15 protein-coding genes are annotated in these 15,727 nt (G+C 56.8%); 6 read left to right on the top strand and 9 right to left on the bottom strand.

What is annotated here, in order from left to right:
• Positions 1-14: 14 nt before the first annotated feature.
• The 3 genes from radA (at position 15) to ispF (ending at position 2,873) form a co-directional block, all read left to right on the top strand.
• Complete coding sequence (radA, locus tag KJ970_19475; protein MBU2693103.1) at positions 15-1,493, top strand: DNA repair protein RadA; 1,479 nt, start codon at positions 15-17, stop codon at positions 1,491-1,493.
• Positions 1,494-1,596: 103 nt separating this feature from the next.
• Positions 1,597-2,322, top strand: coding sequence for a 2-C-methyl-D-erythritol 4-phosphate cytidylyltransferase (gene ispD / locus KJ970_19470; protein ID MBU2693102.1), 726 nt, complete (start codon positions 1,597-1,599; stop codon positions 2,320-2,322).
• 56 nt (positions 2,323-2,378) lie between these two features.
• The gene (gene ispF / locus KJ970_19465; protein ID MBU2693101.1) at positions 2,379-2,873 is read left to right on the top strand and encodes a 2-C-methyl-D-erythritol 2,4-cyclodiphosphate synthase; all 495 of its coding nucleotides are present in this window, start codon (positions 2,379-2,381) and stop codon (positions 2,871-2,873) included.
• A 46-nt stretch (positions 2,874-2,919) separates the two neighbouring features.
• Here the strand turns inward: ispF and KJ970_19460 are convergent, their stop codons facing one another.
• A complete protein-coding gene (locus KJ970_19460; protein MBU2693100.1) occupies positions 2,920-3,630 on the bottom strand; it encodes a hypothetical protein in 711 nt (236 codons plus the stop codon).
• A 196-nt stretch (positions 3,631-3,826) separates the two neighbouring features.
• Here KJ970_19460 and KJ970_19455 point away from each other — a divergent pair, with 196 nt between their 5' ends.
• A complete protein-coding gene (locus tag KJ970_19455; GenBank protein ID MBU2693099.1) occupies positions 3,827-4,501 on the top strand; it encodes a TIGR00153 family protein in 675 nt (224 codons plus the stop codon).
• A 67-nt stretch (positions 4,502-4,568) separates the two neighbouring features.
• A complete protein-coding gene (locus KJ970_19450; protein MBU2693098.1) occupies positions 4,569-5,759 on the top strand; it encodes an inorganic phosphate transporter in 1,191 nt (396 codons plus the stop codon).
• Positions 5,760-5,785: 26 nt separating this feature from the next.
• Here KJ970_19450 and KJ970_19445 read toward each other — a convergent pair whose 3' ends face one another.
• The gene (locus KJ970_19445; protein MBU2693097.1) at positions 5,786-6,325 is read right to left on the bottom strand and encodes a TerB family tellurite resistance protein; all 540 of its coding nucleotides are present in this window, start codon (positions 6,323-6,325) and stop codon (positions 5,786-5,788) included.
• A 122-nt stretch (positions 6,326-6,447) separates the two neighbouring features.
• Here KJ970_19445 and zupT point away from each other — a divergent pair, with 122 nt between their 5' ends.
• A complete protein-coding gene (gene zupT / locus KJ970_19440; protein ID MBU2693096.1) occupies positions 6,448-7,245 on the top strand; it encodes a zinc transporter ZupT in 798 nt (265 codons plus the stop codon).
• Between the two features lie 49 nt (positions 7,246-7,294).
• On the opposite strand, the gene KJ970_19435 is transcribed toward zupT, so the two are convergent.
• From KJ970_19435 to KJ970_19405, 7 genes are all read right to left on the bottom strand, one after another.
• Positions 7,295-9,355: a DEAD/DEAH box helicase gene (locus KJ970_19435; GenBank protein MBU2693095.1), complete on the bottom strand. Its 2,061-nt coding sequence runs from the start codon at positions 9,353-9,355 to the stop codon at positions 7,295-7,297.
• 3 nt (positions 9,356-9,358) lie between these two features.
• Positions 9,359-10,885, bottom strand: a complete 1,527-nt coding sequence (locus KJ970_19430; protein MBU2693094.1) for an ATP-binding protein — start codon at positions 10,883-10,885, stop codon at positions 9,359-9,361.
• Positions 10,886-10,903: 18 nt separating this feature from the next.
• Complete coding sequence (locus tag KJ970_19425; protein MBU2693093.1) at positions 10,904-12,211, bottom strand: ATP-binding protein; 1,308 nt, start codon at positions 12,209-12,211, stop codon at positions 10,904-10,906.
• Positions 12,212-12,214: 3 nt separating this feature from the next.
• Positions 12,215-13,150, bottom strand: a complete 936-nt coding sequence (locus tag KJ970_19420) for a hypothetical protein (GenBank protein MBU2693092.1) — start codon at positions 13,148-13,150, stop codon at positions 12,215-12,217.
• A gap of 95 nt (positions 13,151-13,245) precedes the next feature.
• On the bottom strand, positions 13,246-14,679 hold the full coding sequence (locus KJ970_19415; protein ID MBU2693091.1) for a hypothetical protein: 1,434 nt from the start codon (positions 14,677-14,679) through the stop codon (positions 13,246-13,248).
• 250 nt (positions 14,680-14,929) lie between these two features.
• The gene (locus tag KJ970_19410) at positions 14,930-15,190 is read right to left on the bottom strand and encodes a hypothetical protein (GenBank protein ID MBU2693090.1); all 261 of its coding nucleotides are present in this window, start codon (positions 15,188-15,190) and stop codon (positions 14,930-14,932) included.
• Between the two features lie 12 nt (positions 15,191-15,202).
• On the bottom strand, positions 15,203-15,727 hold a 525-nt coding region (locus tag KJ970_19405; GenBank protein MBU2693089.1), incomplete at its 5' end, for an insulinase family protein.

Below are 15,727 nucleotides of genomic sequence, written 5' to 3'. Positions count from 1 at the left end.
GAAAGGATGCATTGATGGCAAAATCCAAGTCAAACCGTGAGGTCTATCTCTGCGGGGATTGCGGCGACACTTTTGTACAATGGTACGGCCGCTGTCCCTCCTGCGGAACATGGAACACCCTGAAGTCCTATCGCCCCCCTGAAGCGGTCGAGGAGAGCGGCGGCGGAGCCGGATTGGCGCTGGCGCGGGCGCATGGCGCCGACACCGGCACATCGCGCCCGCTCAACCAGATCGGCACATCCGACTGGACCCGGCTCGCCACCGGTGTCCATGAGTTTGACCGTGTCGTGGGCGGGGGATTGGTTCCCGGGTCCACCGTTCTCCTCGGTGGTGAGCCGGGGGTGGGCAAGTCGACCTTGTTGCTGCAGGTCGCCGGTGCGCTGGTTCAAAGGAAAATCGCCGTTCTTTATGTCTCCGCGGAGGAGTCGCCCGAGCAGATCCGCCTGCGCGCCGATCGGATGCGGGGCGACATGGGGCCGATCCTCCTCATGGCGGAGAACGCCGTCGACCGGATTCTGCGGGAGGCCGAACGAACAAAGCCCGGCGTTCTCATTATCGATTCGATCCAGACCGTCTTTCTTTCACAAATCGCCTCGGCGCCCGGGTCGCTGGTGCAGGTGCGGGAATCAGCGATGGCTTTAACGCGCTGGGCGAAGCAGCATGATGTCCCGGTCCTGCTCGTCGGCCATGTCACCAAGGAAGGAACGCTGGCCGGGCCGAAAACACTCGAGCACATGGTCGACACCGTATTGGACATGACGGGGGATCCCAACCGCGGCTATCGGCTCCTCCAAGCGGCCAAGAATCGGTTTGGATCGGTTCAGGAACTGGGTGTCTTCGACATGCGCGACGACGGATTGATCGAAGTGGATCAGCCTTCAAAACTCCTTCTGCGTCCCGGCGCTTCGATGAGCAGCGGCAGCGTCGTCGTTCCGACGATGGAGGGCAGCCGGGCTCTTCTTGTAGAAGTTCAAGCTCTCACCCATGCCGTCGCCTACTCCAATCCCCAAAGGGTCGCGACCGGGTTTGATACGCGGCGGTTGGCGATTCTGCTTGGTGTCCTGGAGAAATGGGCCCGGCTCCGGTTCAGCCAGAACGATGTTTTCCTCAATGTGGCGGGTGGGCTCAAGATTACCGAACCGGCGTCGGATTTGGGGGTGGTGATGGCCCTTGCCGGCAGCCGCACCGCAGCATGTGTTGGAGAAGGCCGGATTGTCTTCGGCGAGGTCGGTCTCGGGGGAGAGGTCCGACGGGTCCGGCATGCCCGCCGGCGGTTGGAGGAGGCGTTGGCCTCGGGCTACACAGAGGCGATTCTCCCCAGGGTCTGCCTGGAAGAGGTGACCGAGGGCAAGAATCCCCCCAAGATGAAACTGCTCCCGGTCGGCCGGGTGGATGAGGCCGTCCGTCTGCTGAAAAGGGTGCCCGCAGAGATGGAAATCATAGAAACGCTGGACTACCCGGCGAACCCGGTCCAGGCGAAGAGAGAGCGTTGAGAGAGCAGGGCCGAACAAGGCAGTGATCCCCGCTGAGCTGGGGTGTGCGTGTGGCGTGTTCTATTGATTATTTTGTAGATACAGATGCAGGAGGTGCGCGGTGATGGGACGACGGATGGTCTGGGCGATCATTGTGGCTGCGGGCCGCGGCCGCCGATTGGGAGTGGCCCGGCCGAAGGCCTTGGTGCCGTTGAAGCGCCGCCCCCTTTTCTTCTGGTCGCTGAAAACCCTGCTCGCGTCGGAGGCGGTCGACGGCGTCGTGATGACCGTTCCGGCGGCTGAAAAGAAACGCTTTGAAACAAGCCTCGCCGCCATGCGGCGGACCGGCAAGAAGCCGGTTTATCTCATTGCCGGTGGGCGCCGCCGTCAGGATTCGGTTCGCAAGGGGATGGAATGGGGTCAGAAATTTCAACTGTCGCATGATACGATCCTTCTCATTCATGATGCGGCCCGCCCGCTTTTGGATCGGGATCTCATCACGCGCTGTCTGTCCCCTTTCAAAAACAGGAGCTTCCGCGGATGCGTGGTTCCCGTGCTGCCGGTAGAAGATACACTGAAAGCGATCGATGGCCGGCGGATCGTCAAGACCCTCGACCGCGCCAAAATCGTGCGGGCGCAAACGCCGCAGGCACTTGAGCTTGGAATCGGCCTGGCGATGCATCAGGCGGCCCGCGTGGAGGGTCTGGTCGCGACCGATGAGGCGATGCTGGCCGAGATCAACGGCCTCGCGGTGAGGATGATTCCCGGAGATTCAAGAAACATGAAAATCACCACTGCTTGGGATTTGAAAATGGCCGAAAGAATAGGAAGGACCGGGGAGACGGCCTAGGAGCCCGATTCTAAATCGGATCGGGTAAGCCCTTGTTCAACAGCGGGGGAAACATTATGCCACTACGCGTCGGAATCGGTACGGATAGCCATCGATTTTCACGGGATCCCAGTCGCAAACTCATGCTCGGAGGGGTGGAAATTCCATCGACACCGGGGATGGTTGCAAACAGCGACGGCGATGTGATCCTGCATGCACTCTGCAACGCCCTGGCCACTATCACCGGTTTCACCGTTCTGGGTCCCTACGCTGATCGCCTTTGTTTGGAAAAGGGCGTGACCGACAGTTCCCTTTATCTTGTGGAAGCCCTGAATCGCCTCGAAGGATACCTTATAACGTCTGTTTCCATCGCTGTTGAATGTAAAAGACCGAAACTGATTGAGTTTATACCAAAGATCCGCGGGAGGATCGCCGCGCTACTGGGAATCGACGCCGAGAGGGTCGGCCTCACCGCCACCACCGGCGAGGAATTGACAGCGTTCGGCGAGGGACGCGGCATCCACGCTACGGTGATCGTCGCTGCGGTGAAAGAAGAGATACTTGGGTCCTAGGGGGAACTTCAGCGGGGTATTTGCTGGAATTGTGCGCATCGCGCGGTCAGCCTGAATGATACGCGACAGCGATCTGCCCATCCCATTGCCGGCCCGCCGCCAGCGCCGCCCTTCTGAATTTAAGGCGATGTCGTTTCTGCGGGATCAGGAAGAAGACGATGCGTGATGTGGCGAACGAGATAACCTCCACTGCCTTTGTTTCTTGTATGAACCACCGGGCGGTGGATTTGATGAATTCCTCTCTCGGCCTTCGTGGAAAGTGCTGATAGACAAGCAGCGAAACATTATTGTTAAAGACCTTTCGCACCTCATGCCAATAGAGATATTTTGGAGATCCCGCGCGGCCATCGGGAACGGAGGCGACCTCCATTCCATTGTCGGGGTCGAAGAAGATCCACTCGGTATCCTGCGCCATCGCGCCAAGCTCGTCGAAGTACGCTTTTCTGGAGGGGGCGTCCTGGGGGACGATTTCATTGAAAAATTCGAATCCGGGAAGGATTCCGGATCGCTCCACATGCCGTGTCGAGCGATCCCGCCGCCGTACGACCGCCTCATGCAGGGCATCAAAGAGGGGAGGGTCGTATCGGCGCCAGGTTTCTTTGTCACAGAGATATGTTGTGAAACGCCCGTCGGTTCCGCCGTCATCGGGTGTAAGCATCCAGCAAATGACCGCCGATAGGCCGGTTGCGCGCGCGAGTACCCTCAGAAGCCCGTATTTACGGTAGTCATTGATATCGCCGAAATATTGGTTTTTCACACATCGCCTTCCAAAGATACCGCGGCGGAGCGGGCCGGTTGACGCCGAATCTCCAGCTGCTAAGTTTACTCGGGTTTGATGGTTTGTTCACCCAGGATGCGGGGATCCCATCCCGATCCGTCCTGAGTTTACGGCAATAATCTCCAGGAAATCTGAAGAATTCTCCATTCCTGTTGTCCCTCCGGAGGGAATGAGCATGCGTATCATGCGAAATCTGTTTGGATCATCTCCATTTGGAATGTTAGTGGAGCATACACGGAAGGTGCACGACTGTGTTCTCTTGATGAAGCCCCTCGCCGAGGCGCTATTGGCCGAGGATTGGGACCGGATCAAGGAGCTGCATCACAAAATGTCCAGGACGGAACACGAGGCCGATCTGATCAAAGGGCAAATTCGCGATCAGATCTCGCATGTCTTCCTCATGTCGGTCGGCAAGTACGAGCTGATGCAGTTTCTTGCCGTTCAGGATGACGTCGCCGACTCGGCCGAAGATTTTTCGGTTGTCCTCATGCTGCGTAAAACAAAAGTCCCCGAGGAGCTGCGGGGGGATTTCCTGGCCCTTGTCGATCAGGTCATCAAAGTGAGCGAGGATCTCCTCGGATTGGCGGAAGAATTGTCCCAGCTTTCCGAAAGCGCCTTTACGGGAGAAGAAGCGAAACGCGTGCTCGACTCCATTGATAATGTTGTGGAGGAAGAGTGGAAGGCCGACAAACTTCAGCGCGTTTTTGCGAAGCATTATTATGATCTCGAGGACCAGCTTGATCCTACGACGCTGTTCTTTTATGACAAATATTGTAAAACACTGAGCTCTGTTGCGAATAACGCCGAGAGAACGGCGAAGTTTCTGCGGCTGATCATCGGCAAGAGGTAGGCTTGCGGCATCGGGGGAGGACGGGTACTTGCTGATACTGATCCTGGCGTCAGTGATCGGTCTGTACATGGCCTGGAACATCGGGGCCAATGATGTCGCCAACGCCATGGGCACATCGGTGGGCTCACGGGCGCTGACATTTCGCCAGGCGGTCATCCTCGCGGGAATCTTCGAGTTTGCCGGGGCCGTCCTGGTCGGAAGCCATGTCACCGACACGGTCCGCAAGGGGATCGTGAATCCCATGGCCTTTGTCGACGAACCGCAGCTCCTGATTTACGGAATGTTGGCCGCCCTTATCGCTTCGGCATTATGGCTGCATTTGGCTTCTCATCTCGGCCAGCCGGTCTCAACCACGCATTCGATCGTCGGATCGATCTTCGGTTTTGGGCTCATAACCGGCGGCGCGGTGAAGTGGGCGACCATGGGGAGCATCGTCGCCAGCTGGATCATCTCGCCCTTGGTCAGCGGGCTCATCGGATTCTTTCTGTTTATGTTTGTTCGAAAAATGATCTTCTCCTCGAGACGGCCCAATGCCGCGGCCGCCCGTATCGCTCCCTACTTCATCACACTTGTCGTGGCGATTTTATGCCTTTCTCTGATTTACAAGGGTCTAAAGAACCTGCATTTGAATCTTCCCCTCCCGACAGCCTTGCTTGTGTCGATCTCGATCGGCGCCGTGGTGGGCGTTGCGGCCTATTTCCACTTCACTCATCGCCGTGGTGAAGCCAGCACGCTGAAAGATCACATGGATGCGGAGCACATTTTTAAATATCTTCAGGTAACGACGGCCTGCTATATCGCCTTCGCCCACGGCGCCAATGATGTGGCTAATGCCGTGGGGCCCCTGGCCGCCATTCACTCCGTTTACACGACCGGCGAAGTGTCCATGAAAGTGCAGATGCCCATGTGGATCCTGCTCATCGGCGGCGGTGGGATTGTTCTTGGGTTGGCCATGTTCGGCCGGAGGGTTATGGAAACGATCGGCAAGAAAATAACGGATATGACGCCATCCCGAGGATTTTCCGCCGAATTTTCCGCGGCGACGACTGTCCTTGTCTGCTCAAAAATCGGACTGCCCGTCTCAACGACACATGCCTTGGTCGGGGCGGTGATTGGGGTTGGGTTGGCGCGAGGGCTGGCGGCGTTGCAGATGCAAACAGTCAAAAAGATTTACGGCTCTTGGCTCGCCACCATTCCCGCAACGGCCGGTTTGACGATCCTTTTCTTTCTTCTCGCGAAATGGTTTTTAATCCCTTAATCAAAATTCTATCGGCGCTGGCCGGCTCAAGAAGATCCCGGAAGATTTTTCATGACATCGCGGAGATGATTGTAGCCGGATCGGATGTTAATGTATTCATCATGGTCGAATCCCAATTCATCAGAAATGCGCCTGATCATTTCCTCTTCCGCGCTTGAAATCGAATCATCCGCAGCCGAGACGGCAAAGAGGCAATGCAGAAGCTCCTTCCGCTGCTCGTGGGTCGCCATTTCCTTAAACTCCCGGGTGACGACAAAATCTTCCGTCGCTCCGAAGAGGAGTGTTTGGCTCTTGGCGATCTGTACAACCAGGACGGCGTGTTCCTCGGTCAGGCGGCCGAAACGGGTGACCAGCTCCTCCATTTTCTTAATTTCCATATCACTGATGTCGAGATCGGCGTTGGCGACACGGCTCAGGACATAGGCGAATGCAGCCAGATACCGCGCCTTATCTCGATCCATCGCTTCAAGTTCTTTTACGATCCTGCGCACCGTTTCGGAATCGCTTGAATGCGTATTGGATGATGCCTCATCCCCTCCAAACCCAAGAAATCTTAAAATTGACATAGCCGCCTCCCTGGCAGATTGTAATATAAATGGATCGTATCACGATCGGATTATCGGTGATATGGGAGAAAACCCAGGCCGGGAAACGGATCCTTCGGAGCCTATGATTTATGGATTCCCTGATGAACAACCGGATCCTGCTCGCATTCCTGCTGACGGCTTTTGCCGGTCTCTCCACCGGGATCGGCGGTCTTTCCGCTTTTATACGGGGCGGTGAACGGCGAGGGTTTCTGGCCGGTTCTTTGGGGTTTTCTGCCGGCGTGATGATCTATATCTCCTTCGTTGAATTGTTTCCACAAGCGGGACGACTGCTTGCCGAGGGATGCGGGGAATCGGCCGGAGCCTGGATCACTATCGGCGGGTTTTTCGGAGGGATGCTGCTGATAGGCCTCATCGATTTTTTTGTTCCGTCCGAAATGAATCCCCATGTTGTCTCCACCGGCCCTGAAGAAGCCAAGCTCAGAGACAAGTTGCACCTGACGCGGATCGGCCTTCTCACCTCGCTGGCCATCGCCATTCACAATTTCCCCGAGGGCGCCGCCACGTTCTTCGCGACATTGACCGACCCTCGCATCGGGTTCTCGATTGCCGTGGCCGTGGCGATCCACAATATTCCCGAGGGGATTTCCGTGGCCGTGCCGGTTTATCACGCAACGGGAAGCCGCAAAAAAGCTCTTGCGTATGCTTTTCTTTCCGGCTTGGCGGAGCCGATCGGAGCCCTGGCGGCTTATTGGCTTCTGCGGCCCTATTTGTCACCGGCTGTGATGGGTGTCACCTTCGCGGCGATCGCCGGGATTATGGTCTTCGTTTCCCTCGATCAGCTCATCCCCAATGCGAAACGGTACGACGAGGGTCATGAATCAGTGTATGGGCTTGTGGGGGGCATGCTGGTGATGGCGATATCATTGGAATTACTTTAGCAATGATCTCATTGCGCGCAAGGCCGTTTTAACATTCAATATTCACGATTCAGTTATCCCTGCTAAATAGTACAATTTGTCTTGCAATCTCCTCGGTCGGCGGCGTCACAACTTCCATTTGCTGAATGAGCTCGAGGAATTCCGCTATGCGGAAGGCCCGCAGGATCGCCTGATCCTGCTCCTCCTCCGGGAGCTTGTCAAAATAGGGGCCGAAAGGAAGCCGTCGCACAAGGGTGCGCCGCCGTCTCAGGAGGGAGTCCTCCAGCCGTTTCGGCTGCAAATTGAGGACCGGTTTCATCACCGATCCCTCAAGGGAGAGTCCCCAAGCCGGATGCAGGACATGGTATCCCGTCGCCTTGGGAAGCACAACGGCATGACGCAGCAATTCCCCCCAAAGGCTTCCGAAGGCGTGAAAGAAATGTGTTATATTATCCTGCTCGCAACGAATCAGGACATGGGGTTCGATGCCGAGATCCTGCTTCAGGCGCAGGGCATAACGGGCGCCCGTTAGAGGGAATCCCCGTCCGCGAAAGCGAGGATCGCTCGCATTTTCACTCGAGGAGACACGCAATCCCTCGGATGACCGGTGCGTCACCTCCCAGGTCACCGCGCCCAAGGTCAGATGATCCGCCGATGCGGCCGACGGATCGACCGATCCCACAACACGCCCCGAGGCATCATCCCAAACGGTGATTTCGCCGTCACTCGCAATGTTCGCATGCATCGTACCGCGGCGGAACTGCTCTTCGAGATCCGGCGAAGGACCGAAAACCCCCCGCGCCACCTCCTCGAGCAATTCGGCGCGGTAAAGGCTTCTCAAGGCCGACGTCAATCTTTCTTCCGTCCAGTAGTCTTGCTGCCACTCGGGGATCCGTTCCAAAAGACCCGCCGCATCGACTTCCCGTCTGCGATTCTGAAGACAGACCGACAAGGCCTGTTGAAGAACCACCGATGGATCATAGACCGGCGGATCCTGGAGGAGCTGATTCGACTCCGCCGACCGAAAGAGGTGCTGGAAGAGAAGCTCGTCTCTCTCGGATGCCGCCACGGCCAGCACACCCGCCTTCTGGCCGCGCCGGCCGCCCCGGCCCATCCGTTGCAACAGCGCGGAAACGCTCGGCGGCGGACCGAGCAGCAGGATGAGATCAACATCACCGATATCGATCCCAAGCTCTAATGTTAAAGTCGCGACGCAGAGGGCCCTCCGGGCTCGCAGGAAATGCTGCTCCGTCTTTTCCCGCTCTCCACGGGATAGGCTTCCATGGTGGGCATAAACATACTCTCTAAACGGAGGGTTGCCTCTCAATCTGGATGCGGTTGCCTCTACTTCGGCCCGCGAGTTGGCAAAGGCCAGTACTTTGTTGCGCCCATCTCGGATCGACTCGGCGAGGAACTCCTGCAATTCCCCCGGTTCCTCACAGCGAACAATCTTGCGCTCGAGATTTCTATGCCCCGGCGCGATCAGCACGCCGCCGGTTTGAAAGAAACACCCGGCGGTCACGGCGGGATTTTCGACCGTCGCCGAGGCCGCGACGATTTGACATTGCCCCGATGGCTGATCCGCGTCGCATCGCGTCGCAACGATCTGTGATAATCGTGTCACCAGGCAGGCCAGCTGATCTCCGCGCGGCGTTCCCATGAGCGCGTGCAACTCATCCAGCACGAGGGCGCGGATCGAGACAAGATATCGCGGCGCCCTGACAAGGAGGGAGTCGAGCGATTCCGGTGTGGTGATGAGGACGGCGGGAGGGGTTTTCGGCAGGCCCGGATGATCCGACGTCTTCCGGCTCAATCCGGCCCCGAGCCACTGCATCCGCGATTCGAGGCGGCGGTAAGCATCATTAACCAGGGCGCGGGTCGGCGCGATATAGAGAATCACAGGATGATCAAAACCGGGTTTCAGATAGCGTTCCAGCAGAGGGGCCATCACCGCTTCGGTCTTGCCCGTGGCGGTGGGGGCGATCATCAGCAAATTGCGCCCTTCAAGCAGACGGGGGATGGCGTCTCTTTGAATGGGGGTCAGGCGTTTAAAGCGGCCGAAGAAAACGGATCCCGTTCGCGGCAGAAGGGAACGAACGAAATGATCGCCCTCGCTCCAATCTTCCGTCATGACTCAATCCCCCAATATGGACGCCGACGGATCCTCTAAAAAGGCGGCGAGCTCACGCCCGTTTTTGGGGGCCCGGATGCGGCCGTGACGCAACAGGTCGAGGATGTGAATGGTTGTTCGAATGACCGGCCGAACGACATCCTCCGCGCCGTACTTCATCCAATCTTCGGCCCATTGTTCAAGTGAGCAGACCGCGCCGCGAAATGTCTCTTTTGAGACGGTTGGCGGCCAATCGCCGTTGCCCGATCCCGGCCCGTAACCGCTCCAATAGAGATTGGCGAGTTTGAGGATGAGCTGGTGGACATCGGCGCTCCCCAGTGAAGGAATATGTATTACTTGATCTTCAATGAGAAACGATTCCAGCAAACGGGCCACACGTGTTTCCGGAGTTCCCGCAATCACGGGAACCAAACCCGATGGGAATTGGAAGATTGTCGGCTCGTCCTTTGTCTGGCGGTGTCCTCCGCGGTAGGAGTTATGTTCCCAGGCGGCAAGCTGGCCTGCCGCCGGACGGAGCGCCGCGTAGAGCAGGCGGGCGAAGAAATCGTCTCCAAAGCTGCGGTCCTCTCCGCCGAGTCTTTCATGGTACTCCGCCTCATCCAACAGAACGACGAGCCCGCTATAGCCCACACGCCGCGCCAGTTCGGAGATCCCGGTCAGAAGATATGTATAAGTATGGCTCCGGGTGCGATGGTCGGGAAGCGCGGGGAACCACTGGCGGGGCAGGCCTTGACGTCCGACCCATTGTGTCAGAAATTCGCTGCTGGCCTCATCCTGGCCCTCGATCCAAGCCTGGGCTCCGCCGGCCCACTCCACAAATTCGTCCCGGTATGATTTGCGCTGATTGAACCAGAAAAGCAGCAAGGCATGGAGGTATCGATGACCGACCCTGGATCCGGAAGATAAAAAGGAACTGGCGACGGATTTCCAGTGTTCCTCATCGGTGGCGCGATCCAGCAACGGCGCCAAACCTTCGCCCGGGTAGGCGCGATCGGGGTAGCGTAGTTGAGTCACGATCGATCGGTAGAGCCGCTTGGGGTTGGAGGGGCGGATCTCCAAAGGATCGATCGTAATGAGAGCGGTGAGAAAGTTTTTGCGCCGCGCCCGCTCCGCAAGGAGCGTCAGCAGATGGGTTTTCCCGGACCCGTAATCGCCGATGATGCCCAATGCCGCGCCGCCGGTGCCGGCGAGATCCAACTTTTTACTGAGATGTCTAAGTTCATCTTCGCGTCCCACGGTCAATTCCGACGCGTATTCAGAATCAAGAATCCCGTAGCGGTAAGCTTCGATGACACGGCGCTCCCAGGCATCGGCCGAAGCGGGTTTGTCTTCTATGAATCCGATGGTGGGTGTTTTGGATGCGATACGATGACGCGGCTCGGCGGCGTCCCCCGGCAGAAGCTCTTTGGCCCGCAGCAGAACATCAAACACCAATGTGCGGAAGCGCACCTTGAAACGGTTGCCTTCCTTGCCGACCACGATGCCGGATCCGATGTCGGTGTGTTTTACAATGTCACCAGGTCGGAACACTGTTGCTCCCGTTTGAGATTAGAGATCTTGATACGTTGCCGATTCCGATGGTTCCGCGAATGTTTCCTCCAGGTAACCCGACGCGAGACCCGCCAACTCCTCTTCTGAGAGCGCGCGCTCGCCCTGTGCCACCTGATCGTTGAGAAGGGCGATCCATGATTTGACATAGGCGCGCCGCGTTCCCGATGCGGCGGAATCTCTTGATACAATTTCCGCCAGAACCTTTGCATGTTCTTGTTGGATTTTTTTATCGAGTGTTATCTGGCGGGCCACAAGATAGATATCGAGGATCCGAGATCCGATTTCCGCCAGGAGCTTCCCCGCCTCCGGGAGAAGGTCTTCCAGATCAATAACGGGCGCCGAGGGGTTATTGGGACCGAATGGGGTAATACTGTGCAGCCGCTGCTTCAACGCCGGATAATCGGCGACGGTCGTCCGCATAAACTCCGGCGGAACGGCATAAATCATCATGACGCCGGGGAGGCCTCCGCCGACCGCGCTGTCAACCAACCGGCGCAGATTATCGAGCAGCGTTTGGCTCCGTTTTGCGGAGATAGACATCGTGCGATCCATTTCATCGAAGGCCAGAACAACACCCGGCACCCGGTAATCGCCCAAAGACAAACCCCTGACGACTTGAATCATCGATGTGATCATTCCCATCGCATTGCTTTCTTCCAGCCGCGCGAAGACACCGCGGCTCCTGTATTCCGTCCGGGGGACTTCCATTCCCAAGAGCCATTGCTCCATTGTCTGTTCGGTCGCATCATCGCCTTTCAGGTAAGCCTCAAGAAAGGAGATGCAGGCGACACGGAAGGGGACGATCTCAACAGGGACGCGTCGCAAAAACTTCCTGAGCCATGTCGTGACGGCTTCCTCGCCTCCCGCTTCCTGAATGGCATCGGCGAAACGTCGCAGAACCTCAGGGAAACCGCATCCCTCCGGATCGGCTGTTTCGCGTTCTTCAAGCTCGATAGGAATGGAGATCCGGCGGGCGATGGCCTGATAGACCTTCGCGGCTTTGTCAAAGGGGCACTCCCGGAGGGAGAGTTGAACGAGGGCCGTCGCATAACCGCGCTGGCGCGCTTCCCGGAGGATGCAGTAGAGAAAATGAGTTTTGCCGCATCCGAAATCCCCTTGGATCAATTTAAAAGTGCCGCCGTTGGAAGGAGGCGGAAGCAATCCGTCGAGGTATTCTTTTATCAATATCTGAATTTGCTGATCCAAACCGACCGTGAAATATTGAAATCCGCGATTCGGTGGCGTCCCAAGGCTGCCGAGGGATTCGATGATGCGTTGAGCCAATGTTCGGTCGAGCTGTTCCATTTGTTATCCTTCCGCCTTAGCTCCGGGATCCTTTTCGAACCAAAATGTTAAATAGTATTGGCCACCGGCCTGCCCTTTCTCGAGATAAAGAACATCGGCCTTCTTCTTGGTCGTATCCATTGTCGCCGATCCCAATCTCAAGCGAAAACCGTCCTGTCCGAGGGCGCGGTTGAGGATCAATTGATCAAGACCGTAGGCCAGCATCGCCCTCGTGATGGGGTGAAAGGCGCCGGGGCGCGGGTTTTTCCAGAAGGAGCGGCTGAGCCGGCGCGCGGTGAGGCGGCCGGGGAGGTCGGCCAGCTCCACCCGTTCGCCGAATTTCCTGCCCTTTTCCCCAAGCATGCCTTTATAGACGGCCAGGAGTTCCTTGAAGAAGAATTCGGAGTCGCGAAAACCCTTCTTCAGTTCCTGGATACAGCGGTGCAGCTCATTCCAAATAATGCCTGTCTCCATGGGCGTCTCTACCATGAGTTCCCTTGCATATCCAATCCGGACGCGGCCGGATGCGGGATCCATCACTAAAGTGAAAGTGCCGGTCCTGTATTCGTGGGAAGGCCGTGAGATGCATTGAAAGGACACCCCGGCCGTCCGGCACGCTTCCTCAAGGCCGTCGATCGTTCTTTTTAGCAAAGCATGTTCCACCTGCCGGGAAGCATCGCGGGCTCTTTGAAGCAGGCCGTCGGGTAAAATCGGTAAGTTCTGGATCTGCGGCGTTATTTCGGCCAATTGATCGACCGCCTCCCTGCATCGCGAGGGTTGCGCCCAGATCTCAGGCGAGCCCAGTTTGTGGCAGAGTTTCTCCAGATTAGCGATGACCTTGCGCATCGATGTCAGATTTTCGACAGCTTGATTGAAATCGCCGGCAAGATTTTGGTTGTCGCCCGTGGGATGGGGCGGATTCACCTCTTCATTGGGATCGAAAATCTCCCCCTGTCCCATGCCATTCTCCTTTAGAGTTAGACACCAGAGTCAAACGCCAGAGTCAGACACCAGATTCAACCGATCGAGTTGACCGGTGGAGTCAACGGTTGAAATTAACGGATGACTGTTTCTATGAGTTGTATGGTGTTGTCCTTGACGGCCGCGTAATACAATTTGTCGCCAATAAATCTCATTTCAAAAATATAGGCATACGGATCGCTCATCTCTCCGTCCAAAACGACAAAATACCCACCATGGTATTGAACCTGATAAGCCAAATGGTTGCCGCCGGAGCTGAAAATGGGATCATGGACCTCCTTGTAGGCTCTCTGAGATTCCCCATCGAGCACAATAAACTGCCGGTCGCTAAAATCAGCCCGATAGGCGAGATGTCCGCCTCTATCGCTGAGAACCGGATTACCGACACCCTCATGGTCGGCCAGCTCATTCCCATCCGAAACAATAAACCATCGCTTTTGCGGAGTTTCACTAAAGGTTTTGTAAGCGTAGTGTTCACCGTCGGAGCTAAGCACGAACTTTCCAATATTCAGGTAAGGGGTCCCTTCCTGTCCATCAATAACGGTAAACCACTGTTCTCCCATCGCCGCAACGATGGCCGGCCGCTGGGTGGCGGGATTGAAGATGGGTGTATGATCCCAAATCTGATCGTATAGTTTTCCTTCCTCGCCGTCGAAGACGAGAGTCCATTGGTCGCCGATTTGCGCGCGATAGGCAAGGTGCTGTCCATCGGGGCTGAAGACGAGGGTTTGAACCCTGTCATATTCCTTCCCTTTCTTGCCATTGACGACGACATACTGCTTGTTGAGGTGCACCGCCGTGTAGGCAAGCGTCTTTCCGTCGGGGCTGAAGGCAAGATCGGCGGGGATATATTCGACGAGGGGGATTTCATCGCAGGGTGAACGTTGCGTGCGCCGCAGAATGGCGGAGCCGCCCATAATTTCAAAATCACGCTGAATCTCACCATTGAGAACCGCGTACCAATCATGTCCTTCTTTAATGATATAGGCGAGGTTCCTTCCGTCGGGGCTGAATTTGATGGTCGGGGCCAGGACGAATTCATACTCGGCGCGCTCTATCCCGTTGCGGACAAGGTTCCATTTATCCCCGCGCCGGCCGACATAAATCAATTCGGTGGCGTCGGGGCTGAAGATGACGCTCTGCGATAAAATGGCGTCATATAGCGGCCCGGCCTGCCCATCCAGTACAACAAATTGTTTGTCGCCGGTGGCGGCGTAGTAGGCGAGACGCCGGCTGTCTGAGCTGTAGACGGCCCGGCGCACGGAATCGTACATGGGTTGCTGAACCCCATCTATAATCATGCGTCCTTTGTCACCGACCTCCATGCCGTAACAGAAATGTTTCATGTCCGGGCTGATTTTGAAGGTCTCATCTATAAAGGTCGTCGTCTCGAGTGTTGCGGAAGAAAGGACAACCGCCGTTTTTGATGATTTAAAGAGATCGCAAGAGGAGAAGGAGAGCACGAGCAAAGGGAGCAAAAAGGTGAGGGCGCGGAGCTTCAAGGACATCGTCAGTCGCCTCCTGTCATGGCCGTTTTTATCGTGATCCAAAATTGAAAGGATTGCGGTTGGCATCGGATCTTGACTCTACACTATCCCCGGCCCGGTATCGAGCCGGGGTGTGCGACCGATCTGAAAGTGATTCTACCACAAGTTCTAACTGCATAAAACGCAGCTGGTTCCAGCTATCCGGCCGGGAATGGGGCCGGATCCGGCAAGGCGGCCTAAGGCGCGCCGGGGGATGCCTGCGGCAGGTCCCCTATTTCATCGCCCGGGTCCGAAAGATTTCGTCCGCTGGAATGATCTCCACATCCGTCACCCTGAGCGGGTAATCCTGTATGATGAGATCTTTTTCCAGGACGCCCTCCGGGGCCGATCCGCTGGCATAAACGATGGGGGATTGAGCGTTGACAAAAATCGCCTCGGCCAAATTGCGGGCGTTGCTGCAAACCATGGCTACCTTTACATTGTCCGCCTGAAGATGCCGTTTGATCGCTGCATTGACATCATCCAGAGTCATCCGTGCAAGCTCTTATTCGATTCGGGAGATATAGACATCGGTTCCCGTAAGGGCGTCATCCATGGCCATCCCCAGCCGCTGCTGCAAACCCTGGTTCCACAGTTTGGAGTAATTCAACAGATGTCTTTTCGCGGTCGCAAAGTCTTTCTCGGGGATTCCCTGCAGGGCAAGACGCGTCAACTCCCTTAGAGCCTGCCGCAATGCGAAATGGCTGTTGGCCGCCTCAACCGGCCTGATCCAAATCGAAAAGAACTGCCCCCGGCGGAGAATGTTCGGGAGCGCATAACGGGTTCGATGGCCCTGGCGGTACGATTCAATATAGGAATAATCCCCATAATTGAGGCCGCGGTCCACCCGCATGGCGTTCATCAGCCGGCCGTAGAATGTCCGGTGTTCGCCAAACCAATGATTGGCCAAGAGCATCGGCCAATAGTCGGGATGGCGGCGCTGCAGATCATAAGGATAGCCGATCGATATGGCTGTCGCCGGGGCGTCCTTTTCGACAAAGAGAACCTGGATGCCGTCGATTTGTGGAGG

Source organism: Candidatus Eisenbacteria bacterium (assembly GCA_018831195.1).
Taxonomy (GTDB): Bacteria; Eisenbacteria; RBG-16-71-46; order CAIMUX01; family JAHJDP01; genus JAHJDP01.
This window is presented reverse-complemented; position numbering and strand designations above follow the sequence as displayed.

Excerpts from the sequence above, each read along its gene's own strand:
- radA (MBU2693103.1), top strand. The coding sequence starts at position 15 with ATGGCAAAATCCAAGTCAAACCGTGAGGTCTATCTCTGCGGGGATTGC.
- ispD (MBU2693102.1), top strand. The coding sequence starts at position 1,597 with ATGGGACGACGGATGGTCTGGGCGATCATTGTGGCTGCGGGCCGCGGC.
- ispF (MBU2693101.1), top strand. The coding sequence starts at position 2,379 with ATGCCACTACGCGTCGGAATCGGTACGGATAGCCATCGATTTTCACGG.
- KJ970_19455 (MBU2693099.1), top strand. The coding sequence starts at position 3,827 with ATGCGTATCATGCGAAATCTGTTTGGATCATCTCCATTTGGAATGTTA.
- KJ970_19450 (MBU2693098.1), top strand. The coding sequence starts at position 4,569 with ATGGCCTGGAACATCGGGGCCAATGATGTCGCCAACGCCATGGGCACA.
- KJ970_19445 (MBU2693097.1), bottom strand. The coding sequence starts at position 6,325 with ATGTCAATTTTAAGATTTCTTGGGTTTGGAGGGGATGAGGCATCATCC.
- zupT (MBU2693096.1), top strand. The coding sequence starts at position 6,448 with ATGAACAACCGGATCCTGCTCGCATTCCTGCTGACGGCTTTTGCCGGT.
- KJ970_19435 (MBU2693095.1), bottom strand. The coding sequence starts at position 9,355 with ATGACGGAAGATTGGAGCGAGGGCGATCATTTCGTTCGTTCCCTTCTG.
- KJ970_19425 (MBU2693093.1), bottom strand. The coding sequence starts at position 12,211 with ATGGAACAGCTCGACCGAACATTGGCTCAACGCATCATCGAATCCCTC.
- KJ970_19420 (MBU2693092.1), bottom strand. The coding sequence starts at position 13,150 with ATGGGACAGGGGGAGATTTTCGATCCCAATGAAGAGGTGAATCCGCCC.
- KJ970_19415 (MBU2693091.1), bottom strand. The coding sequence starts at position 14,679 with ATGTCCTTGAAGCTCCGCGCCCTCACCTTTTTGCTCCCTTTGCTCGTG.
- KJ970_19410 (MBU2693090.1), bottom strand. The coding sequence starts at position 15,190 with ATGACTCTGGATGATGTCAATGCAGCGATCAAACGGCATCTTCAGGCG.